The sequence below is a fragment of the Massilia antarctica genome, from assembly GCF_015689335.1.
GTDB classification, from domain to species: domain Bacteria; phylum Pseudomonadota; class Gammaproteobacteria; order Burkholderiales; family Burkholderiaceae_D; genus Telluria_A; species Telluria_A antarctica.
The window spans coordinates 3498491-3519913 of sequence record NZ_CP065053.1; the positions used below are offsets into that span (position 1 = coordinate 3498491).

The 21423-nt window shown below is 62.4% G+C and carries 19 protein-coding genes; 11 read left to right on the forward strand and 8 right to left on the reverse strand.

Annotated features, from left to right (window positions below):
- Position 1: 1 nt before the first annotated feature.
- Positions 2-2287 carry a family 1 glycosylhydrolase gene (locus IV454_RS15750; protein ID WP_206092196.1) on the reverse strand — a complete coding sequence of 762 codons (2286 nt, stop codon included), beginning with the start codon at positions 2285-2287 and terminating at the stop codon, positions 2-4.
- 228 nt (positions 2288-2515) lie between these two features.
- Between IV454_RS15750 and IV454_RS15755 the strand changes: the two genes are divergently transcribed.
- Both IV454_RS15755 and ycaO read left to right on the forward strand, forming a co-directional pair.
- Positions 2516-3163, forward strand: coding sequence for a DUF642 domain-containing protein (locus IV454_RS15755; RefSeq protein ID WP_206092197.1), 648 nt, complete (start codon positions 2516-2518; stop codon positions 3161-3163).
- Positions 3164-3352: 189 nt separating this feature from the next.
- Positions 3353-5059 (forward strand): 30S ribosomal protein S12 methylthiotransferase accessory factor YcaO, encoded by a 1707-nt coding sequence (ycaO, locus tag IV454_RS15760; RefSeq protein ID WP_206092198.1) that lies wholly within the window; start codon positions 3353-3355, stop codon positions 5057-5059.
- A gap of 96 nt (positions 5060-5155) precedes the next feature.
- Here ycaO and IV454_RS15765 read toward each other — a convergent pair whose 3' ends face one another.
- Both IV454_RS15765 and IV454_RS15770 read right to left on the reverse strand, forming a co-directional pair.
- A complete protein-coding gene (locus tag IV454_RS15765) occupies positions 5156-5572 on the reverse strand; it encodes a DUF3597 domain-containing protein (protein WP_054266839.1) in 417 nt (138 codons plus the stop codon).
- 40 nt (positions 5573-5612) lie between these two features.
- Positions 5613-6131, reverse strand: a complete 519-nt coding sequence (locus tag IV454_RS15770) for a hypothetical protein (protein ID WP_206092199.1) — start codon at positions 6129-6131, stop codon at positions 5613-5615.
- A 213-nt stretch (positions 6132-6344) separates the two neighbouring features.
- Between IV454_RS15770 and IV454_RS15775 the strand changes: the two genes are divergently transcribed.
- Complete coding sequence (locus IV454_RS15775) at positions 6345-6695, forward strand: DUF1294 domain-containing protein (protein WP_206092200.1); 351 nt, start codon at positions 6345-6347, stop codon at positions 6693-6695.
- A gap of 47 nt (positions 6696-6742) precedes the next feature.
- Here IV454_RS15775 and IV454_RS15780 read toward each other — a convergent pair whose 3' ends face one another.
- A complete protein-coding gene (locus IV454_RS15780; RefSeq protein ID WP_206092201.1) occupies positions 6743-7405 on the reverse strand; it encodes a DJ-1/PfpI family protein in 663 nt (220 codons plus the stop codon).
- Between the two features lie 91 nt (positions 7406-7496).
- Between IV454_RS15780 and IV454_RS15785 the strand changes: the two genes are divergently transcribed.
- Positions 7497-8510 carry a GlxA family transcriptional regulator gene (locus tag IV454_RS15785; protein ID WP_206092202.1) on the forward strand — a complete coding sequence of 338 codons (1014 nt, stop codon included), beginning with the start codon at positions 7497-7499 and terminating at the stop codon, positions 8508-8510.
- 113 nt (positions 8511-8623) lie between these two features.
- On the opposite strand, the gene IV454_RS15790 is transcribed toward IV454_RS15785, so the two are convergent.
- Both IV454_RS15790 and IV454_RS15795 read right to left on the reverse strand, forming a co-directional pair.
- On the reverse strand, positions 8624-9427 hold the full coding sequence (locus tag IV454_RS15790) for a CPBP family intramembrane glutamic endopeptidase (protein ID WP_206092203.1): 804 nt from the start codon (positions 9425-9427) through the stop codon (positions 8624-8626).
- Between the two features lie 258 nt (positions 9428-9685).
- Entirely contained in the window at positions 9686-9859 is a 174-nt protein-coding gene (locus tag IV454_RS15795; RefSeq protein ID WP_156441600.1) for a hypothetical protein, read from the reverse strand.
- 247 nt (positions 9860-10106) lie between these two features.
- On the opposite strand from IV454_RS15795, the gene ugpQ reads away from it, so the two are divergent.
- The 6 genes from ugpQ (at position 10107) to IV454_RS15825 (ending at position 17995) form a co-directional block, all read left to right on the forward strand.
- Entirely contained in the window at positions 10107-10871 is a 765-nt protein-coding gene (gene ugpQ / locus IV454_RS15800) for a glycerophosphodiester phosphodiesterase (RefSeq protein WP_206092204.1), read from the forward strand.
- 102 nt (positions 10872-10973) lie between these two features.
- The gene (alaS, locus tag IV454_RS15805) at positions 10974-13580 is read left to right on the forward strand and encodes an alanine--tRNA ligase (RefSeq protein ID WP_206092205.1); all 2607 of its coding nucleotides are present in this window, start codon (positions 10974-10976) and stop codon (positions 13578-13580) included.
- Positions 13581-13915: 335 nt separating this feature from the next.
- Positions 13916-14143, forward strand: coding sequence for a sulfurtransferase TusA family protein (locus tag IV454_RS15810; RefSeq protein ID WP_206092702.1), 228 nt, complete (start codon positions 13916-13918; stop codon positions 14141-14143).
- A gap of 206 nt (positions 14144-14349) precedes the next feature.
- On the forward strand, positions 14350-15099 hold the full coding sequence (locus IV454_RS15815) for an electron transfer flavoprotein subunit beta/FixA family protein (protein WP_167091632.1): 750 nt from the start codon (positions 14350-14352) through the stop codon (positions 15097-15099).
- A gap of 40 nt (positions 15100-15139) precedes the next feature.
- Entirely contained in the window at positions 15140-16072 is a 933-nt protein-coding gene (locus IV454_RS15820; RefSeq protein WP_054266848.1) for an electron transfer flavoprotein subunit alpha/FixB family protein, read from the forward strand.
- Between the two features lie 132 nt (positions 16073-16204).
- Positions 16205-17995 (forward strand): acyl-CoA dehydrogenase, encoded by a 1791-nt coding sequence (locus IV454_RS15825; RefSeq protein WP_206092206.1) that lies wholly within the window; start codon positions 16205-16207, stop codon positions 17993-17995.
- Between the two features lie 227 nt (positions 17996-18222).
- Here IV454_RS15825 and IV454_RS15830 read toward each other — a convergent pair whose 3' ends face one another.
- A complete protein-coding gene (locus IV454_RS15830) occupies positions 18223-18810 on the reverse strand; it encodes a glycine zipper 2TM domain-containing protein (RefSeq protein ID WP_206092207.1) in 588 nt (195 codons plus the stop codon).
- 172 nt (positions 18811-18982) lie between these two features.
- Between IV454_RS15830 and IV454_RS15835 the strand changes: the two genes are divergently transcribed.
- Complete coding sequence (locus IV454_RS15835; protein WP_206092208.1) at positions 18983-20986, forward strand: hypothetical protein; 2004 nt, start codon at positions 18983-18985, stop codon at positions 20984-20986.
- Here the strand turns inward: IV454_RS15835 and IV454_RS15840 are convergent.
- Positions 20977-21393 (reverse strand): NINE protein, encoded by a 417-nt coding sequence (locus tag IV454_RS15840; RefSeq protein ID WP_206092209.1) that lies wholly within the window; start codon positions 21391-21393, stop codon positions 20977-20979. The genes IV454_RS15835 and IV454_RS15840 overlap by 10 nt on opposite strands.
- Between the last annotated feature and the right edge of the window lie 30 nt (positions 21394-21423).

Below are 21423 nucleotides of genomic sequence, written 5' to 3' on the forward strand. Positions count from 1 at the left end.
GTCAACTGGCATGCTGGCGCCTCCCCGCCTTCGCTTGCTGGCGTGTGTCGGTGCAGTGGATCGCCTTTTCCAGTTCGACGCTCTCGCCGCGCATCTGCAAAAAACGGCCGATCGCGCTGTCCAGCCCCGGTAGCAGGATGCCGCGCTCGGTGTGCAGCGCGCTGTAGGCCGGGCGCGCGGCGATGTAGCGGCAAGCGGCGCTGGACTGCGCTTCGAGCCGGCTAGTGTCCACCCCGGCCTGGCGGGCCGCCATGCTGGCCAGGTCGACCCAGGTGAGCGCATGGCCGTTGGTCAGGTGCCATATCCCGCGTTCCTTGTCGATGAGCAGATCAAGGCAGGCGTGGACCAGGTCGGGCACGTAGGTCGGCGTGACCGTGATGTCGGCGGCGGCGGCGAACGGGGCGCCGCTTTCGAGGCTGGACAAGGCCTGGGTCAGGAAGTTGTAGCTGTCCCAGGGGCCGAAAAAGGAACTGGTGCGCACCACCAGCGCCGCCGGATGCAGGTCGAGCACGGTGCGCTCGGCGGCGGCCTTGCTTTTGCCATAAACATTGATCGGCGCGACGGTGTCGCTTTCCACATACGGACACTGCTGGCGTCCGTCGAACACCAGGTCGCTGGAAAAGGTGGTCAGGTGCACGTGGTGGCGGGCGCAGGCGGCCGCCAGGACCGCCGGGCCGGCGACGTTGTCGCGAAAGCAGCGCGCCACATCGTTTTCGGCCTCATCGACCCGCACGTAGCCGCTGGCGTTGATGACGGCCCAGGGATGGTAGCGCTGCATGGCTTGTTCCACGGAGACCGGGTCGGCAATGTCCATCTCCTGGCGGCTGAGCAGGCGGTAGGCCAGGTTGCGGCGCGCGCAGATGCGGGCGAAGGCGCGCCCCAAGGTGCCGGTGGCGCCGGTGATCAGGATCGGCGCGCAGGCCGTGCCGACCAGGCCGTGGCCGTCCGCCGTAATGGAGGTGGGCGCTTCGGGCGTGGCCACGGGCGGGCACAGGCAGCGCCCGGCGCGCCGCCACCAGCCCTGGCCGCGCAGCACGGGGTGCGAGGGCGCCTGGCCGCTGCCCAGTTCGCGCATCATGGCCGCCAGCGCGGTGGGGCGCGGGAGCGGCGAGCGCACGTCGAACGGCCCCGGCTCGTAGTAGCCGCGCCATTGCGTGAGCAGGCTGTTCCAGTCGAATGAGCCGAGCAGCGCCCACACGGTGACCGCGCGCAAGTCGATGCCGTTGCGCCGGGCTTGCTGTCCCGCTTCCCACACTTCGAGCAGCCAGCGCAACTGGTCTTCGCGGTTGGCGTCGATGTGCGCTTCGGTGACCGCCAGCGGGATGCGGTAGCGGTCCCAGACCTCTTGCAGCAGCGGGCCGATGCCGGGTGTGGGCGTGGCCAGGACGCGCGCCGTTTCGATATCGGCGCAGGGCAGGCCGTCGGCGTGGCCGCGGAAGTGCGCCGGGTAGCGCTCGGGCCGGTGGTCGAGCCAGCGTTCGCTGGTCACGTAATAGTTGACGCCGATGAGGTCGGGCGGACAGGGATTGTCACGGAACCAGAGCAACTCCGCCGGCTGGGCCCCGTGATCCGTCAGGTAGCCCCACAAGGGGTGCGCCTGGCCGACCTTGCCGCAGAGTAAGTCCCAGGCCAGCCAGCGCCGTTCGTTGTAGAAGGCGGCGCAGCGGGCCATGTCTTGTGTGCTGTAGGTTTTGCCCAGGTCGTCGGTCTGTACCAGGCGCGCGCGTGGATTGATCCGCCGGATCGCGCGCATGGCCAGCACGGTGGCGCGGCACTGGATCAGCAGCGCCCGCAGGAAGCTGCGGTCATCGCGCCCATGCGGATACCACAGGCCGTACAAGCCGCTGAAGCGCGCGGTGGTCAAGGGCTCGTTGACGGGAGTGTAGGCGTCGATCCAAGGGTAGCGCGCGGCCACGGCGCCGGCATACTCCGCCAGCCGGGTCGCGAAGGCCGGATCGGTCAGGCAGGTGTCGCGCGGGCCGCTGCCGTGGTGGACCAGCCCGGCAATGACGCCGATGCCGGCATCGCGCAAGGCACCAAGGCGCGCATCGGCCCAGGACCAGTCGGCGCCGGCCAGGCCGCTTGGCGCCATCCGCTCCCACAGCAGCGGGTAGCGGATGGCGCTGATTCCCAGTGAACGGAAGCGCGCCACGTCGTCGGCGCGGCCGTGATGGCCATTTTTTTCCATCTGGCTGAAGTAGTCGTCTCCCACCCGATTGACCGTACATTCGAGCCCGCCCCAGAGGGCAAGCGGCTGGTGTGCTGCGTCGCTGTCGATTGATGGCATAAGATTATTTATAACATTTAAACAATTTTATAAATTAGATACCGCGCAGCGCGGAAAAGTTCAGTTTGTTGTGTGACGTTTGCATATCGATGGCAAAAAACAACGAAAAATTGCTGGCAAACAGGAAATTTTTGTTTACTGTGTACAAAGATGATATGGATCAATGATATGATCCGCTATCAATTGCGTAACAATACTTTCATTTTAGTAATCATTTTTAGGATTTACATGAAATCAACAGTACTCCTGGGCGGTTTGTTCGCCGCCGCCATGTTCGCCAGCGGCGCAGCGCGCGCCGAGCTCGTGGTCAACGGCAGCTTTGAAGTCAACAAGACCGCCAGTTCATGGCAGAATTTCAATGCCATTACCGGCTGGAAGTCCAGCAACGGCATTTTTGAAATCCAAAAGGGCGCCAAGCAAGGCGGCGCCGCCGGTTTCAATCCGTACGCTGCCAATGGCCGCCAGTACCTGGAACTGAACAGCACCGGCCTGAGCACGGTATGGCAGATGATCGACACCTCGGTCGCCGGCACCTACTCGGTCTCGTTCGCTTACTCGGGCCGTCCGGACACCGCCGGCCACGCCAACAGCGCGATGAATGTGTACTGGGGCGACACCAAGCTGAACGATTCGCTGCTGATGGGCGGCACCAGCGGCCAGTGGAACCTGTTCAGCATCACCGACCTGGTCGCCACCAGCCCGCTGACCAAGCTGCGTTTTGAATCGGTCGGCCCGACCTCGTCGCCAACCTACGGTTCCTACCTCGACGCCGTGTCGGTCGACGTGACCCCGGTTCCTGAGCCGGAAACCTACGCCCTGTTCCTGATGGGCCTGGCAATCCTCGGCGCTACCGTTCGCCGCAACAAGAAAGCCTGAGTTTCCCCGCCACGCCGGTCCTGAACCGGCGTCGCATCCCGGGGCCAAACATTGCCCAACCGAGGTCTGACCCCGGTTGAGCAATGTTTGGCCCCGTTTGTCGTCGCTTGTCGTTTTTGTTGCTGTATGATGCGTACCCAATTCCTCCCCCCGCCGTCCGCAGTGCCCCCCACCTAGCAGAGAATTCGCATGAACACCTTCATTCCAGGCAAAGACGCCGCCCTCGAATCGACCATCGACACCATGCAGGCCAAGCTGGCCGCGCGTGGCTTTATTCTGAACGAGTCGTCGTTGCTGCATGAGGTCGACGGCATCTGGTCGACCCATATGAAGGATAACGATTGTCCGATGCTGTTTTCCAACGGTAAGGGCGCGACCGAGCTGGCCGCGCGCGCCAGCGCCTACGGCGAATTTTTCGAGCGCCTCGGCACGCATTATTTCTGGACCCACTTTCACCTCGGCGAAACGCGCGCCAACCGGCCTTTCGTGCATTATCAGCAGGAACGCTGGTTCAAGCCGGGCCCGGACGGCGCCTGGCCAAGCGAGATGCTCAATCCGGAATTGCACGCTTTCTATAACCCGGACAGCGAGATCGATGCCGAGGTGCTGGTCGACTTGAATTCGGGTAACGTGGAACGCGGCATTTGCGCGCTGCCGTACAAGCGCCTGCGCGACGATAGCGAAACCTTTATCCCGGTCAATATCATCGGCAATCTGTATGTCAGCAATGGCATGGCGGCGGGCAATACGATGATGGAGGCGCGCAGCCAGGCTTTGTCGGAAATTTTCGAGCGCCAGATCAAGTACCGCATCATCAGCGAAGGCCTGTGCCTGCCGGAAGTGCCGGACGAGGTCATTGCGCGCTTTCCGAACATCAAGGCCGGCATCGATGGCTTGCGCCGCGCCGGTTTCGGCATCCTGGTCAAGGATGCTTCGCTCGGCGGCAAGTATCCGGTGATGAATGTAACCCTGGTGCATCCGAAAGACCAGGGCGTGTTCTCCAGCTACGGCGCGCACCCGCGCTTTGAAATCGCGCTGGAACGGGCGATGACCGAACTGCTGCAGGGCCGCGCCCTCGATTCGCTGGAAGGCTTCCCTGAGCCGGGCTTCGACATGAGCGAGATCAACGCCGTGGCCAACCTGGAAATCCATTTTGTCGATTCGAGCGGCGTGATCAGCTGGAATTTCATGGGCGATATCCCGGATTTCCCCTTCGCCGACTGGAATTTCAGCACCACCACGGAAGAAGACTACCACTGGCTGGTTGCATGCCTGCATGGCGAAGGCAAGGATATCTACGTGGCCGATTTCAGCGAGCAGGGCGCGTACAGCTGCCGCATCCTGGTGCCGGGTTTCTCGGAAATCTATCCGGTGGAAGACCTGGAATGGGAAAACAATAGCATCGGTAACCTGATCCGCCCGCAACTGGTGCGCCTGGATGCGCTCAGCGAGGAAGAGTGCGCGGCCTTGCTGGAAGACTTGCGGACCATGAACGTCAACGATGAGCGTCCGCTGTGGGAAATCCTGGGTCTGGCGATTCCGCTCGGCACGCCGTGGAAGCAGCTGCGCATCGGCGAACTGAAAACCCTGCTGGCGCTGGCTGTTGGCGACGAAGACGGCATCCTCGAAGGCTGCGACTGGATTCATCACTTCAAGGACCTGGCGCCGGACCGCCGCCTGGTGTATCGCTGCATCGAAAGCATGCTCAACGTGGAAGATGTGGAAAACTATCGCCGCTCGATGGCCTTGCTGTACGGCGAAGAGACGGTGCGCCAGGCCGAGGCCTTGCTCGACCGCAGCGAGCGCTTCTTCGGGCTGGAAACGCTCGGCACCGACATGCAGGGCAGCGCCATGCACCAGACCTTGCTGGCCGCCTACGACAAGCTGTTCGCGTAAGCGTCCGGCGCGAATAAAAAACGCCGCCGGCTTGAGTGCCCGGCGGCGTTTTTTTTCGTCCCGTGTGCGGCGCGACCGCAGTCGCGCCAGCGCGGATCAGTCCTTCAGGTCGGCCGGCACCTTGCCGCCATTGGCCGCCAGCTTGTTCATGACCTGGCGGTGCAGCCAGATATTCATCGACGCCGAATCGCTGGTGTCGCCGGTGTAGTCGAGCTCGCTCGCCAGTTCCTTGCGCGATTGCAGGCTGCTGTCCAGGTTCAGCAGCTTGAGCAGGTCGACGATCGAGGTGCGCCAGTTCAGGGTCTGGCTCTGCGGCATGCCGCTGAGGATGGCTTCGACGTCAACCTGTTCCATCGGCGCGCTTGGCGGCGGGGCCGAGGCCTGGGTTGGCGCGGCTGGCGCTACGCCGGCCGATTGCATCGATGCCGGCGGTGCGGCCTGGGTCGCGCCTGGCTGCACGGCTGGGTGCGACGAGGGGAAGATTTTGTGGAAAATATTGCTGAGAATGCCCATGTGTAACCTCTTTTTGGTGAAGAACTGTATCTGAAATTGCCTAGTGTCTCATGCCTTCAGCCACGCGGCCGAGCACGATGGCCAGTGCGGCCCCGCCGATGGTCTTGACCAGGGTCGGATGCTCGGCGTAAAAATCGCCCATGCGGTCGACGATGCTCGGATTGTTGCGTTCGGCGTGTTCCGCGATTTGCTGGACTTGCGCCGGCGTGAGCTGGGCCGCCTGGTCTGGCGTAATCGCGGCCGGAGTGTCGCCGCCGCGGAACAGGTTGCCGAGGGCGCCGCCCGCGATCGAGCTGAGCAGGCCGGGGCCGACGTTGCTGATCAGCTGGTTGAGCATGCCGGCGCGCTGGTTGGCGTCGCTATGGCTGAACAGTTGGCCGACCATTTGCGGGAATGGCGGGGTCTGGTCGGACCGCAACGCTTCCGACACGCCCTGGGCCATCGTGCCACGCGGCGCGTTCTGCGCCACCTGGTCGAAGTCGTCGAGTGCGCGCGCGCCATTGTTGTTGGCCGCGCCGCCCAGGTATTGCTGTAGTAGATTGCCTAAATCGAAAGCCATACGCCCTCCACGTGGATTGGAAAAGCCCCGCTGCGCTGGTTTGCCCGAGGCCGATGCCGGAGCTTAGGCTGCGGCGGGCTTGCCATCTGTACGCCAGCGCACCATGGTGTCGTTAAAGCTGATAATAAAGCAATTTTCCTCGATTCAGCGGAAATGATTGCGCGGCGCTCCGGCGCGCTCTAAGCTGGCGGCTTTTTACTGACGGCCACCCTGATGCCTTACCTGTCGATCCTGATGTTTGCCGCCGTGTTCACGGGCGCCGTGCTGGCCTGGCATATTCCGCTGTGGGTGGGTGTGCTGTACGTGGTGGCAAGCTGCGCCTGCTTTGCTCTGTACGCGATGGATAAGGCGGCCGCGCGCGCCGGCAGCTACCGCACCCCCGAACGCAGCTTGCTGCTGCTCGGCCTTGCCTGCGGCTGGCCGGGCGCCGTGCTGGCGCAGCAGTGGCTGCGGCACAAATCGTCAAAGCGGCCGTTTCAAGTCGCGTTCTGGAGCACGGTGCTGTGCAATGTCGCTGTCTTTGTTTACCTCGCTTCGCCGCTGTCCTTGATTCGCATGCCATAAAGGCGCCGTGCGCAGCCGCAGCGTAGAGCGATCCGCCCGGCGCGGCCTTAAAACGGGATGACTCGCGCCGCCAGACGCTGCGCGCCGTGCTGCTCGACATGGCGAATCCGGTCTTGGGCGGCCTGCGGCTGCTCGTCCGGCGTGCCGTTGCCGAATGGCGGAGCAGGGTAGTATTCGATGCCGAGCTGGATGGTGCGGGCCAGTGTCTCGCCGCCCAGCAGGGAGGCGAGGAACAGGCCGGCATCGATACTGGCCGACACCCCCGCGCCGGTGATCAGCTTGCCATCGCGCTGGTAGCGTTCGGTGCCGACCAGGGCGCCGTAAGCGGCGACGTGCGCGCGCGCGAACCAGTTGGTCGTGACTTTCTTGCCCTTGAGCAGACCGGCGGCGCCCAGGATTTCGGCGCCGTTGCAGATGCTGACCGTCCACGCCGTGGTCGGATGGAGGCGCCGCACGCAGGCCATCAGCGCGGCGTTGCCGAGTGCGCCGGCGACGCCGGGGCCGCCCGGCACGTACAGGATATCGGTCGTATCCAGCTGGTCGAAGGTCCGGTAGGCGGCCATGCCGAGACGGCCGGTATCGCTGGCGACCAGCCCGATCCGATCAGAAACGAACTCGACCTCCATGCCAGGAACATTCGCCAGCACTTCATAGCCGCCCACGATATCCAGCGCGGTAAAGCCATCGAACAATACAATCGTCAATCGCATGATTTTCTCCTTGAAGTGATGGGCCATTGTCGGCGTGCGCACCGGCATGGAGAAGAGGCGATATTGCCCTTTTTAATGGCATACTCGCCATATGAAGACGAAACGCATCGCCATCCTGGCGTACTCCGGCTGCATGGGAATGGAAGTGTTTGGCCTGTGCGATACCTTGCTGTTGGCAAATCGGATCGCTGCGGCGGTCGACGGCGCCGGGCCGCCCTTGTTCGACGTCATCGTCACCAGTCTCGGCGGGGGCAATGTGACGGCCGCCGGCGGCATTCCGATCGGCACGCGCAAACCGGTCGCGCGGCCCGATTTGCTGGTGGTGCCGGGCATGGAACTGTCCGGCCGAGATGCCTGCACCGCGCCGATGAGCGCGTTCGCCCCCGAGATCGCTTATCTGGCCAAGGCGTTCGCCCGGGGCACGCCGGTGGCCGCCGTGTGCGTCGGCGCCTTCCTGCTGGGCGATGCCGGCGTGCTGGACGGGCGCCGTGCCACCACCTCGTGGCTGTTCGCGCCCGACCTCGCGCGCCGTTTTCCGGCGGCCATGGTCGAGCCGGCGGCCATGCTGGTCGAGGATGGCGGCGTGACCACCACCGGCTCGTTCAGCGCCACTTTCGATCTGGCGATGCATCTGGTGAGGCAGAGTGCGAGCGCCAGGGTGCTGCGGGCTGTCGCGCGCATGGGTTTGCTGGACGATCGACGCACCAGTCAGGCGCCCTTCGTTGATACGCGCATGCTGTCCCAGGCAGCCGACACGTTCGCCGCCAAGGTGCACGCTTGGCTGGGTCAGCGGCTGGCCGAGCCGTACAACCTCAAGCAGGTGGCGGCGGCTTTTCATGTCAGCGACCGCACCTTGCTCAGGAGGGTGAAGCAAGAGACGGGGCAAACGCCACTGGCCTATTTGCAGCAGGCGCGCATCGGCAAGGCCAAGGTGCTGCTGGAATCGACCTCGCTGAGCGTGGCGCAGGTGACGGAACGGGTGGGTTACACGGATGTCGCGACCTTTGGCGCCCTGTTCAAGCGCAATGTAGGGCAGTCGCCAGCCGAGTATAGACGCAGGTTCAGAACGATTGGACAGGTAGGTATGGACAAGCGGCCTGCCTGATTGAATCGTTGGATCAGGCGATGAGCAAGCTAAAGGCTTATCGGTCGATACTTGTGATGCGACGCAAATGGAAACGAGACTTAATTGAACTGCTGACGTCTTTCAAGTGGCGTTCAATTTGTCGTTATATGTTCTGCCTTCGACGAATGTCTATGTGCAGATTCGTTGCCTCCGCGTACCTCGGTTTTTCGCTGCCGCTCATCCGCTTGCTGTAGAGACGGCATGGCGGGAAGTGACGCGTGTTTGATTGCATCCTTTGAAATAAAGATAATCCACCCGAACGCAACCAAAGCTATACCGAGCATGGCGAGTTCGGGTATCCAATGATACCATTCGCTCAGTTCGTCTACGCCTCGAATGCGATGAAAGTCGAAATAGTACTGATTTATGAAGGCGAGAAGATTGAACGTAGCATGCGCGACCATGCAGGTCCGTAGCGAGCCGGTGGTTGCATAAAGGTACGAGAGTGCAAGGGAAAACAAAAACGTGCCGATGTAGATAGTTTTTGAGAAATGAAGTGCCGTAAAGATGGCTGCAGTTAAAACTGAACTCAGGAAAAAAGACTTGTTTTTGTAGATTGAGCGAAATACCAAGCCACGGAAAAACAGTTCTTCAAATATTGCAGGAAAAATCGCGCTGCAAATAATGAATGTAAAAACGTGGACTGAAAAGAAGGGATGAGAGGTGTATGCTTCAGGATGATACTTGCCTAAACTATAGGCTGCTTCGAGGTCGTAATACGTTACGATTTTCGTGAAAACGGCACTTTCACCGAGGGTGAACATAAGTACTAGGATTCCAATGAGCACCGACAGCGCGACCTGTCGTTTCGTTATTGTGCTGCCCATAATCAAAGTAAACATTTTGCGGTTGATTTGAAATTGATGAGCGCTCGCTGCTGCCATTACGATGAACATGATCGACGCGCACAGATGGTCGGCATAGTACGCAGCGTTGGGCCAATATGCTGTTATGGACATAAATAGAACGGCTCGCAAGACCATGCTGACAATTAATATTAGAAGTAAGATTTTTGGCGCCATTTTTTATTACTGCATCTCGTAATATTATATTATATTTATTTGATCGGTAATTGGCGCGTGTCAGATGTGGAAATATCGCGTCAGTGTTATTTGACGCGATATTTTCAGGAATTCAGACGTTGAAGAAGATGGTCAGTGCAGCATGTCGTACAGACCGATACCGATTTTCGAGCCCAGTTCGCCGAGCCCGTTAGCAATATCGTTAGTGCGGTTTCCCCAATCCGACTGCGCATTTGGGATAAGGTCGTACTTGCGGCCCCCGCCGCCCGACACCATCTCGATTTCTTCAGGGTTTAAGTCCTGCATAGTGCTTCTCCTTGTGGTAGCCGTTATTGGCCGAGGTAACTTTATAATGGGAGGGGAATTTTCGCGCTGAGTTTTCTCAAGTACTTTTGGGAAATGCGTAAAATTACATTTGCTCGTGATGTCGCGCGTGCGCTTTTCAGGATCTCTGGCGCTTCGAGTAGATGTATCGCCTCGACCGGACGCAACGATTCCGGCTCCGCGAAAAGCCAGTCCATTTTCGACCTTGGAACATGATAAGCTCGCGCCTATGTGGAACTACCCTACCTCTCTAGCCCACCGCGGCGGCGGCAAGCTCGCGCCCGAAAACACCATCGCCGGCTTGCGCTGCGGGCTGGCGCACGGCTTTCGCGCGGTCGAATTCGATGTCATGCTGGCGCGCGACAGTGTGCCGGTCGTCATGCATGATCCCTATCTCGGGCGCACCGTCGCCGGTTCCGGCAATGTGTACAATTACGACGCCGCCGAACTGGTCACCATGGACGCCGGCAACTGGTTCAGCGCCGAGTGCCGGGGCGAAACGGTGCCCCTGTTCACCCAGTTCGTTCAGTTCTGCAAGGACCATGGCATCTGGATGAATATCGAGATCAAGCCCGCTCCCGGATTCGAAGAGGAAACGGGCAGGGTGGTCGGCAGCCTCACGCGCGCCTTGTTCGGGATTGAAATCGCCCAGGACAACCCGCGCCAGGTGCCGCTGCTGTCATCCTTCAGCCCCGTGGCGCTGGCCGCTGCCCGGCTGGCGGCGCCCGACCTGCCGCGCGCCCTGCTGCTCGACCGCATGGACGAGGGCTGGCAAACCCAGGCCCGCGAACTGGACGTGGTGGCGATCCATACCAACCACAAACACCTCGACGAGGCGCTGGCGCATCAAATCAAGGACGCCGGCTACGGGCTGTTTTGCTACACCGTCAATGATCCTGCGCGCGCCCGCGAAATCCTGGGCTGGGGCGTGGACGCTTTCTGCACCGACCGCATCGACCTGATCGGGCCGGATTTCGCTCAAGCCGCCATCTAAGCCGCGTCGCGAACCTTGCGTGGAAAGCCGCTCGTGTTTACCGCAAGCGCATACGCTATAATCGTTTTTTTATAGCATGCTGCCCTCTCACGCCCATACGACATGAAATCATCCGAAATCCGCGACAAATTCCTGAAGTTCTTCGAATCCAAAGGCCATACGATTGTCCGTTCGAGCTCACTCGTACCGGGCAACGATCCGACCCTGATGCTGACCAACAGCGGCATGGTGCAGTTCAAGGATGTGTTTACCGGCACCGACAGCCGTCCGTACACGCGCGCCACTTCCGTGCAGCGCTGCGTGCGCGCCGGCGGCAAGCACAATGACCTGGAAAACGTCGGCTACACCGCGCGTCACCACACCTTCTTCGAAATGCTGGGCAATTTCAGCTTCGGCGACTATTTCAAGCGCGACGCCATCAACTACGCCTGGGAGCTGCTGACCAAGGTGTACGGCCTGCCAGCCGAAAAGCTGACCGTCACCGTCTACATGGAAGATGACGAAGCCTACGACATCTGGGCCAACGAAGTGGGCGTGCCGAAAGAGCGCATCATCCGCATCGGCGACAACAAGGGCGCGCGCTACGCCTCGGACAACTTCTGGCAGATGGCCGACACCGGCCCATGCGGCCCGTGCACCGAGATCTTCTACGACCACGGCGCCGACATTCCGGGCGGCCCGCCTGGCTCGCCCGACGAAGACGGCGACCGCTTCATCGAAATCTGGAACCTGGTGTTCATGCAGTTCAACCGCGACGAAGCGGGTGTCATGCACAAGCTGCCCAAGCCATGTGTCGACACCGGCATGGGCATGGAGCGCCTCGCCGCCGTGCTGCAGCACGTGCACTCGAACTACGAGATCGACCTGTTCCAGGCCTTGATCAAGGCAGCCGCGCGCGAAACCGGCACCACCGACCTCGAAAACAAATCGCTGCGCGTGATCGCCGACCATATCCGCGCGTCGGCTTTCATGATCGTCGACGGCGTCATTCCGGGCAGCGAAGGGCGTGCCTACGTCCTGCGCCGCATCATCCGCCGCGCGCTGCGCCACGGCCACAAGCTGGGCCAGACCAAGCCGTTCTTTTTCAAGCTGGTGGAAGACCTGAACATCGAGATGGGCGCGGCCTATCCGGAACTGGCCGCGGTCAAGAAGCGTGTCGCCGACATGATCGAAGGCGAAGAAATCAATTTTGGCAGGACGCTTGAAAATGGCATGAAAGTGCTGGAAGTGCAGTTGGCCAAGAACCCTGGCAAGCTCGATGGCGCCACCGCTTTCCTGTTGTACGGCACCTATGGCTTCCCGCTCGATTTGACCGCCGACATTTGCCGCGAGCGCGGTATCGATTTCGATGAAGCCGGCTTCCACGAAGCCATGAAGCGCGACAAGGAAATCGACGGCGGCGCCGGCGGCGCCAAGCAGAAAAACGTCGAATACACGGGCGAGAAAAACAAATTCGTCGGCTACGACAGCCTGGCGCACGCCAGCCGCGTGGTGGCCCTGTACGCCGACGGCAGCGCGGTACAGGAACTGCCGGCCGGCCAGAGCGGCATCGTGGTGCTCGATACCACGCCGTTCTACGCCGAATCGGGCGGCCAGGTGGGCGATCAGGGCATGCTCACGTCCGATGGCGCTACATTCGCCGTGGCCGACACGCTCAAGGTGCAGGCCGACGTGTTCGGCCACCACGGCGTGCTGAGCTCCGGCGTGCTCAAGGTGGGCGACACGGTCAATGCCAACGTCGACGAAGCCAAGCGCGCGCGCACCATCCGCAATCACTCCGCAACGCACCTGATGCACAAGGCGCTGCGCGAAGTGCTGGGCGACCATGTGGCGCAAAAAGGTTCGGTGGTCGATCCCGACCGCACCCGTTTCGACTTCTCGCACAACGCGCCGCTGACGGCCGACCAGATCGCCCAGGTCGAAGTGATCGTCAACCGCGAGATCCTGGAAAACCATGCGACGGCCGCGCATAACATGACGTTCGACGACGCCGTCAAGCATGGCGCCATGGCGCTGTTCGGCGAGAAGTACGGCGACGAAGTGCGCGTGCTCGATATCGGTTCGTCCAAAGAGCTGTGCGGTGGCGTCCACGTTGGCCGCACCGGCGACATCGGCCTTTTCAAGATCATCGGCGAAGGCGGTGTCGCAGCGGGCATCCGCCGCGTCGAAGCCGTCACCGGCGAAGGCGCGCTGGCGCTGGTGCAGTCGCTCAACCGCCGCGTGCAGGAAGCGGCTGGCGCGTTGAAAACCACGCCGGACGAACTGACCAACCGCATCGCGCAGGTGCAGGATCATGTCAAGTCGCTGGAAAAGGAATTGGCCGCGCTGAAGTCGAAACTGGCGGCAGGGCAGGGCGATGAACTGGTGACCCAGGCCGTCGACGTGAATGGCATCAAGGTCGTTGCAGCGGTCCTGGAAGGCGCCGATTCGGCGCGTCTGGGCGAAACCATGGATAAGCTCAAGGACAAGCTGAAAACGGCCGCCATCGTGCTCGCCAGCGTGGCTGACGGCAAGGTGAACCTGATCGCCGGCGTGACGGCGGACGCCACGTCCAAGGTCAAGGCGGGCGAGCTGGTCAACTTCGTGGCCCAGCAAGTCGGCGGCAAGGGTGGCGGACGTCCGGACATGGCGCGTGCCGGCGGTACCGATCCGAGCGGCCTGGATGCGGCGCTGGCTGGTGTGACGGCGTGGGTGGCCGAGCGTACGTAATGGCCACGTCGTCCCGGCGTAGGCGGGGACCCAAGTTGCTCGCTTAGCCTGTGACTACAGCACGAACTTGGGTCCCCGCCTGCGCGGGGACGACGACATCGAACCATACGTCGCAGTACGGTGAAAACCGACCCGCCGCATCACTTCAGACATTTCTTACATCTAGCTTACAATTTCAGTTGCAGTTCCGTTATTGTCGTTGTGACCATGCAACAAGCAATTTATATATTGGTGCGGTGCGTCAAATTTGCGGATTTGGAGTATATTTGTTGGGTGAGTAATCCAATCCACCCTAAGAGCAAGCGATGAGCGACACAACTTTCGACAGCGAAATCATGGAATACCAGAAGGAACTCGACGCGCGGGGACTCAATTGCCCATTGCCGATCCTCAAGGCCAAGAAGGCGCTTGCGGAAATGGAAAGCGGGGAAGTGCTGCGCATCGTCGCCACCGACACCGGCTCCGTGCGCGACTTCCAGGCGTTTGCCAAGCAGACCGGCAATGCCCTCGTTTCCCACACCCAAAACGGCCGCGAATTCATCTTTTTGATGCGCCGCAAATAATATCCCGGACGGGGCAGCGCACCGGCATGCCCCGCAGAATCGACTCGAACACTTTCCCGACTTCATGACAAGGCCCGATGATTAGGTGTTTTCCTCTAGCTAAAAATCGCACGATCGTGCTTTAATTTAGCGTGAAAACGGTTTTTCTCTTATAATCTAGGCCACTTTAGTCAAGTCACCTTATTCATTCTTCCAAAGGCACCCCTATGAAAGTCCTGGTTCCCGTCAAACGCGTGGTCGACTACAACGTCAAAGTGCGTGTGAAATCCGACGGCAGCGGCGTCGATATCGCCAATGTCAAAATGTCGATGAATCCTTTCGACGAGATCGCGCTGGAAGAAGCGATGCGCCTGAAGGAAGCCGGCAAGGTCACCGAAGTGGTGGCCGTGTCCTGCGGCGTGACCCAGTGCCAGGAAACCCTGCGCACCGGCATGGCCATCGGCGCCGATCGCGGCATCCTGGTCGAAACCACCGCCGACCTCGAACCGCTGGCCGTGGCCAAGCTGCTCAAGGCGCTGGCCGACAAGGAGCAACCGCAGCTGATCATCCTGGGCAAGCAAGCCATCGATGACGACTCGAACCAGACCGGCCAGATGCTCGCCGCCCTGCTGGGCTGGCCGCAAGCCACGTTCGCCTCGAAAGTCGTGCTGGAAGACGGCAAAGTCACCGTCACCCGCGAAGTCGACGGCGGCCTGGAAACCCTGGCGCTCACCTTGCCGGCGATCATCACGACCGACCTGCGCCTGAACGAGCCGCGCTACGTGACCCTGCCGAATATCATGAAGGCCAAGAAAAAGCCGCTGGACGTGGTCAAGCCGGAAGAGCTGGGCGTCGACGTTGCGCCGCGCCTGAAGACCTTGAAGGTCGTCGAGCCAGCCAAGCGTTCGGCCGGCATCAAGGTGCCGGATGCGGCCACCCTGGTCGCCAAGCTGCGCACCGAAGCCAAAGTTATCTGATCGCGGCCTGGCCGTCTCACCTAAAAATACAGGAAAAATCATGGTCGCATTAGTTATTGCTGAACACGACAACGCCTCCCTCAAGGGAAGCACCCACCACACCGTCACCGCTGCGATCGCCTGCGGCGGCGAAGTGCACATCCTCGTTGCTGGCAGCAACTGCGGCGGCGCCGCCGCGCAAGCAGCCGCCATCGCCGGCGTGACCAAGGTCCTCGTGGCCGACGCGCCTCACCACGCCGACGGCCTGGCCGAAAACGTGGCCGAGCAGGTCCTGGGCCTGGCGGCGTCGTACTCGCACATCCTCGCTCCGGCAACCGCCTACGGCAAAAACATCCTGCCGCGCGTGGCCGCCAAGCTGGACGTGGCGCAGATCTCCGAGATCACCAAGGTCGATTCGCCGGACACCTTCGAGCGTCCCATCTACGCCGGTAACGCGATCGCCACCGTGCAGTCGTCGGACAAGATCAAGGTCATCACCGTGCGCACCACCGGTTTCGATTCGGCTGCGGCCGAAGGCGGCTCGGCTGCCACCGAAGCCATCGCCGCGGTTGCCGATTCGGGCAAGTCGACTTTCGTCGGCCGCGAACTGGCCAAGTCGGATCGTCCTGAACTGACCGCCGCAAAAATCATCGTTTCCGGTGGCCGCGGCATGGGCTCGGGCGACAACTTCAAGATCCTCGAACCGCTGGCCGACAAGCTCAATGCCGCCATGGGCGCATCGCGCGCCGCGGTCGACGCCGGCTTCGTGCCGAACGACTGGCAAGTTGGCCAGACCGGCAAGATCGTCGCACCGTCGCTGTACATCGCGGTCGGCATTTCCGGCGCCATCCAGCATTTGGCCGGCATGAAGGACTCGAAGACCATCGTTGCGATCAACAAGGATCCGGAAGCGCCGATCTTCTCGGTGGCCGACTACGGCATCGTTGGCGACCTGTTCGAGGTAGTGCCTGACCTGGTCAAGCAACTCGGCTAAGCCGCGTCGGCTACCGCGCCGGCTACCGCGTCGGCTACCGTACAGCATCTGCAGCAAACACCTGTAGGGTGGGCACGGGAACCCTGTGCCCACCCTACACGTCCATTGGAAGCGCAATTTTAGGAGATCAAGGTGACTTACAAAGCCCCGCTGAAAGACATGCTGTTCGTGATGAACGAACTGGCCGGACTGTCCACCGTCAACACGCTGCCCGGTTGCGAAGACGCCACCGCCGACACGGTCGAAGCAGTCCTCGAAGAAAACGCGAAATTCTGCGCCAACGTCGTCGCGCCATTGAACCACTCCAGCGACAAGGAGCCGAGCTTCTGGCACGACGGCCAGGTAACCACCTCCAAGGGCTTCAAGGATGCCTTCAAGGGCTTCGCGCAAGCCGGCTGGCAGGGTGTGCAGCACCCGACCGATTTCGGCGGCCAGGGCTTGCCCAAGCTGGTTGCCACGCCGTGCATCGAAATGCTCAACGCGTCGAGCATCTCGTTCGCGCTGGTGGCCTTGCTGTCGGACGGCGCGATCGAAGCGCTGCTGACGGCCGGCTCGGACGAACAGAAGGCGACCTATCTGGAGCCGCTGGTATCGGGCAAATGGACCGGCACCATGAACCTGACCGAGCCCCAGGCCGGGTCGGACCTGGCCGCCGTGCGCACGCGCGCCGTGCCGCAGGGCGACGGCACCTACAAGGTCTTCGGCACCAAGATCTTCATCACCTACGGCGAGCACGACCTGACCGAAAACATCGTCCACCTGGTCCTGGCGCGCACCCCAAGCGCGCCGCCGGGCGTAAAGGGCATTTCGCTGTTCATCGTGCCCAAGTTCCTGGTCAACGCCGACGGCTCGCTGGGCGCGCGCAATGACGCGCACTGCGTCTCGATCGAGCATAAACTCGGCATCAAGGCCAGTCCCACCGCCGTGCTGCAATTCGGCGACAACGGTGGCGCGATCGGCACCCTGGTCGGCGAAGAAAACCGCGGCCTCGAATACATGTTCATCATGATGAACGCGGCGCGCTTCGGCGTGGGCTTGCAGGGCATCGGCCTGGCCGAGCGGTCGTACCAGCAGGCCGTGGCCTTCGCCAAGGACCGCGTGCAGTCGCGCGACCTGGCCGGTTCCGCCGGCCCGGTATCGATCATCCATCACCCTGATGTGCGGCGCATGCTCATGTCGATGCGTTCGCAGGTCGAGGCGGCGCGCGCGCTGGCGTATGTGGGCGCGGGCATCAGCGACGTCGCCCATCACCACGACGACGCGGCCGTGCGCGCGTCCAACCTGGCGGTGTATGAATATCTGGTGCCGATCATCAAAGGCTGGTCGACCGAGATGTCGCAGGACGTCACGCGTGATGGCGTGCAGGTGCACGGCGGGATGGGCTTTATCGAGGAAACCGGCGCGGCGCAGCACTACCGCGATGCCAAGATCCTGACCATCTACGAAGGCACGACCGCGATCCAGGCGAACGACCTGGTGGGCCGCAAGACGGTGCGCGACGGCGGCGCCGTGGCCAAGTCGATCATCGGCCAGGTGCGCGAGACCGAGGCGCTGCTGGCGGCCCAGGGCGGCGCGGACTTCAAGGCGATCCATCGCGCATTGAGCGAAGGCAGCGTGGCGCTGGAAGCGGTGGTGGAGTATGTCGCCGCCAACATGAAGACCGACATCAAGGGCGTGTTCTCGGGCAGTGTGCTGTACCTGAAACTGGCCGGCATCGTGCTTGGTGGCTGGGTGATGGCACGCGCGGCGCTGGTGGCGCAGGCGAAGATCGATGGCGGCGATGGCGATGCGGGCTTCTACAAGGCCAAGATCGCGACGGCGCGCTTCTTTGCGGACCATATCCTGACGCAGGCGTCGGGATTGCGTACGGCGATTGTGGAAGGTAGTGCAGGGGTGCTGGCGTTGACGGAAGATCAGTTCTAAGCACGTCAAGCAAGTCGCTACCGTTCTATCCGTCCGTTACAGTTTGACCCGTCGTTCCCGCGCAGGCGGGAACCCAATTTTGTCGAGCCGCCTATGCTGCGGTACGAACTTGGGTTCCCGCCTGCGCGGGAACGACGAGGGTGGTGGCGGGAAGTCGGTTCCGGCAATGCCGGAGACGACGGGGTGGCGGCCCGGATGATGAGGGTAGTCGGGTACCGACGGCGGTCTTACGACCGGCGAATCGAATTGCCCGAATTGCGCACGCGATCCCCGCGCTGCAGGCCCGGCTGACTGTTAAACTTGAACGAGCGGCGCTGGCCGTTGTCGTACTGGACATCGACCGTCCACACGGTATGCGCATTCGCGTGTTCCTGAATTTTCGTCCCCGCATACGCACCACCGACCGCACCGGCCACCGTAGCCAGCGCGCGGCCCGAACCGCGGCCGACCTGATTGCCCAGCAAGCCGCCCACGGCGCCGCCGCCAATCACGCCCAGCGCGTTCGCATTGCCCTTCTGGCGCGTGCTGCGCACCGCCGTCACCTTGCCGCAGTCGCGGCATGCGGCCGCGCGCGGCTCGTTACGATCGTCGTAACGCTCGCCGCCACCGGCCGCCGCCAGCGCGCGCTTATTTTCCGACTTGGCCGCGCGCAGGCATTTCATGCGCTGCCCATCATTACGCTCGTCGTTGCAGATTTCCCGGTCCTGCGCATATTGCGCATCGGCGGCGCGCACCTGCGCGGACGAGGCGTGGACCGTGCCCATCGCGCTGCTCAGCGCCAGTACCAGCGCCAGTGTCAAATTGCGTTTCATCATAGTCTTCTCCTGATCGATTTATCGTGCCCGGCAACGAGCCGCATACCGTATTGTAGATCACTTGCGAGACAGCAATTATTCGCGGCAAGGTGTGCTTCGTTTGCCGCCATCTGTTTATAATCCCCCGCATGGTCTTTACATCCCACGTTTGCCCTATTCCACAGGATTTATCTTGAACATTCAACAATACGCAGTGCGCCTTCCGGCCGCGCTCGCCATCGCCACCCTGTTTACCGCCTGCGGCGGCGGGGGCGGCGATCCGACCCGGGTGCCGGGCCGGGTAGACACCACGCCCACACCGACGCCAACGCCCACCGATACCAAGCCGGACGGCTGTAAAGCCTACATCGCCGCCGATAAAACCGTCGCCGCCGACAAGGCCGCCGGTGCCAGCGTGCTCTCGTGCGGCGCGCCGCTGGCCGATGTCAGCTGGACCCAGGTGAGCGGCCCCGCGGTCACCCTGCAGGCGGCGCGCACGCCGACCGTCTCGTTCGAGCCGCACCAGAAAGGCGTAATCGTCCTGCGCGCCGACGTCACCCTGGCCGACGGTTCGCGCCAGTCCCTGAGCACCGACGTCACCGTGGGCGAGGCGCCAACGGGCAGCTTCATCACCTTGCGCGCCGACCACGCCGTGCGTCCCGGCACCGAAACCTCGATACGCGCCTGGCCGACCCTGATTGGCAGCGACAAGGTCGTCAGCATCGTCTGGACCCAGGTCAGCGGCCCGACCGTGACGATGGATACCAAGGATTCGCAACTGCTGATGTTCAAGGCGCCACAGGTGAGCGCCGACGTGGCGCTGCGTTTCCGCGCCACCATGACCCTGAACACCGGCGCGACGGACAGCGACGACGTGCTGGTCAGCCTCGACCCACAGGCCGTTCCCGGCCAGGGTGCGCTGTTCGACATCACCGCGCGCGTGCATCCGTACCGCCAGGCCGGTGCCTACGCCGGCGTGCTGGCGCGCTGCACCTATGATGTGGGGGTACGCTACTCCGGTTCCGCGAACACCTTGTGCCCCGCGCAGGTGCTGCCGCCGCTGCAGACCGAAGCGGGCATCGGCGTGGTGCCGAGCGTGGCCCAGATCATGGGCCGGGTGCTCGTCTCGCACGATTTCCTGGGGGCCAATTTCGAACAGTTCCTGCTGACCCAGGATGCCAACAGCGACTTCCGCCGCCTGCTGGCGAGCGTGTCCTCCATCGTCATCGGTTCGCACGTGCGGCCGAGTTTCTACAGCGCCGGCACCGGTGCGATTTATCTCGACGCCAACAACTTGTGGCTGACGGCCGAGCAGCGCGACGTCGTCACCGAGGTGCCCGACTACCGCTCGGCGTTCGATGACAACCTGAACTTCATTCCGCTGGGCCGCTCGGTCAAGAACAACGCCTACGCGCGCCGCAGCTATCCGTCCAAGACGCGCGTCACGCGCACCACCGACGAGCTGCTGTTCGACCTGGGCCGCCTGATGTACCACGAGCTGGCGCACGCCAACGACTTCCTGCCGTCGGTCGAGCGCGCCATGGATCCGCAACGCTCGATCTGGGAAAATATCGGCGACCGGGTCGGCAAGCGCAGCTTGCCGTCGGACGCGCTGGCCGCGCAGTTCCCGCTGCAGTCGAGCGAGATGCTGGGCATGGGGCAGGTTCTGTACCAGGGCAAAACCGCCACGGACGTGCAAAAGGCGTACACGGCGGCCGACATCGGGCGCTTCTTCGCTTCCGACCGTGCATCGGACGATTATGCCTACTCGATTTTCGAGGATGACAATTCGCGCGAAGACCTGGCGATGCTGTTCGAGGAATTCATGATGAGCTACCGCCACGACGTGCGCTACGACGTGGGCTATGCCAACCAGACTACCGGCAGCGACCTGATCGTCGGCTGGGGCGAGCGTGGCCGCATTGCCGAGCCGGCCATCAAGCCGCGCATCAAGCTGGTGTTGCAGCGCATCGCCCCGTGGATCGACGTGACCGCCGTCGACCGCTTGCCGGCGCCGCTGATGATGAAGGCTGGCGAGACCTGGGATGCCAACCTGGTGCTCAATCCACCGGGCGGCTTCGCCAAGCAGTCGGCCCTGCGCATCGAATCGGCCGAGCAGCGTGCCGCGCGCCTGCGTGGCGACATCAAGCAGCGCGAGCGGCACGGCAAGATGACGCCGGACGTAGGTCAGCCGTAAGCGCCGCCCGTGTAAAGCAGGTCGAACAGGCGGGCGATGGTGGCAATGCCCATCGTCGCCGCCACCAACATTGTGCAAACCAACAACAGTGCCAGCACCCAGATCGATTCCGTGGTGCGGCCCGAGCCGGGATTGAAGGCCGTATCGAATTTGTCGTCGGGGGTCAGGCCGATCACCAGCGCTTCGATGCAGCCGACGATGGCGGACACCACCAGCGGCAGGATCTTGAAAAACCAGTCGGCCTGGGGCGCCAGTCCATACACCAGCCCGGCAATAGGCAGGCTGGCAAGGTGCAGCAAGCCCAGCTTGTCGAGGCTGCCGCGCAGGTAAAAGCGGTGGGCGCCGAGGGCGCCGAGGAGCAGGGCCAGGAAGCTGGCGAAGGTCTTGTTTTTGTGCGATGTGGACATGAATGGGGGCCTGAAACGGGCACGGAAAGC

Excerpts from the sequence above, each read along its gene's own strand:
- alaS (WP_206092205.1), top strand. The coding sequence starts at position 10,974 with ATGAAATCATCCGAAATCCGCGACAAATTCCTGAAGTTCTTCGAATCC.
- IV454_RS15775 (WP_206092200.1), top strand. The coding sequence starts at position 6,345 with ATGCCTTACCTGTCGATCCTGATGTTTGCCGCCGTGTTCACGGGCGCC.
- IV454_RS15755 (WP_206092197.1), top strand. The coding sequence starts at position 2,516 with ATGAAATCAACAGTACTCCTGGGCGGTTTGTTCGCCGCCGCCATGTTC.
- IV454_RS15830 (WP_206092207.1), bottom strand. The coding sequence starts at position 18,810 with ATGATGAAACGCAATTTGACACTGGCGCTGGTACTGGCGCTGAGCAGC.
- IV454_RS15795 (WP_156441600.1), bottom strand. The coding sequence starts at position 9,859 with ATGCAGGACTTAAACCCTGAAGAAATCGAGATGGTGTCGGGCGGCGGG.
- IV454_RS15785 (WP_206092202.1), top strand. The coding sequence starts at position 7,497 with ATGAAGACGAAACGCATCGCCATCCTGGCGTACTCCGGCTGCATGGGA.
- ugpQ (WP_206092204.1), top strand. The coding sequence starts at position 10,107 with ATGTGGAACTACCCTACCTCTCTAGCCCACCGCGGCGGCGGCAAGCTC.
- IV454_RS15790 (WP_206092203.1), bottom strand. The coding sequence starts at position 9,427 with ATGTTCATCGTAATGGCAGCAGCGAGCGCTCATCAATTTCAAATCAAC.
- IV454_RS15820 (WP_054266848.1), top strand. The coding sequence starts at position 15,140 with ATGGTCGCATTAGTTATTGCTGAACACGACAACGCCTCCCTCAAGGGA.
- IV454_RS15765 (WP_054266839.1), bottom strand. The coding sequence starts at position 5,572 with ATGGGCATTCTCAGCAATATTTTCCACAAAATCTTCCCCTCGTCGCAC.
- IV454_RS15770 (WP_206092199.1), bottom strand. The coding sequence starts at position 6,131 with ATGGCTTTCGATTTAGGCAATCTACTACAGCAATACCTGGGCGGCGCG.
- IV454_RS15815 (WP_167091632.1), top strand. The coding sequence starts at position 14,350 with ATGAAAGTCCTGGTTCCCGTCAAACGCGTGGTCGACTACAACGTCAAA.
- ycaO (WP_206092198.1), top strand. The coding sequence starts at position 3,353 with ATGAACACCTTCATTCCAGGCAAAGACGCCGCCCTCGAATCGACCATC.
- IV454_RS15750 (WP_206092196.1), bottom strand. The coding sequence starts at position 2,287 with ATGCCATCAATCGACAGCGACGCAGCACACCAGCCGCTTGCCCTCTGG.
- IV454_RS15840 (WP_206092209.1), bottom strand. The coding sequence starts at position 21,393 with ATGTCCACATCGCACAAAAACAAGACCTTCGCCAGCTTCCTGGCCCTG.
- IV454_RS15810 (WP_206092702.1), top strand. The coding sequence starts at position 13,916 with ATGGAATACCAGAAGGAACTCGACGCGCGGGGACTCAATTGCCCATTG.
- IV454_RS15780 (WP_206092201.1), bottom strand. The coding sequence starts at position 7,405 with ATGCGATTGACGATTGTATTGTTCGATGGCTTTACCGCGCTGGATATC.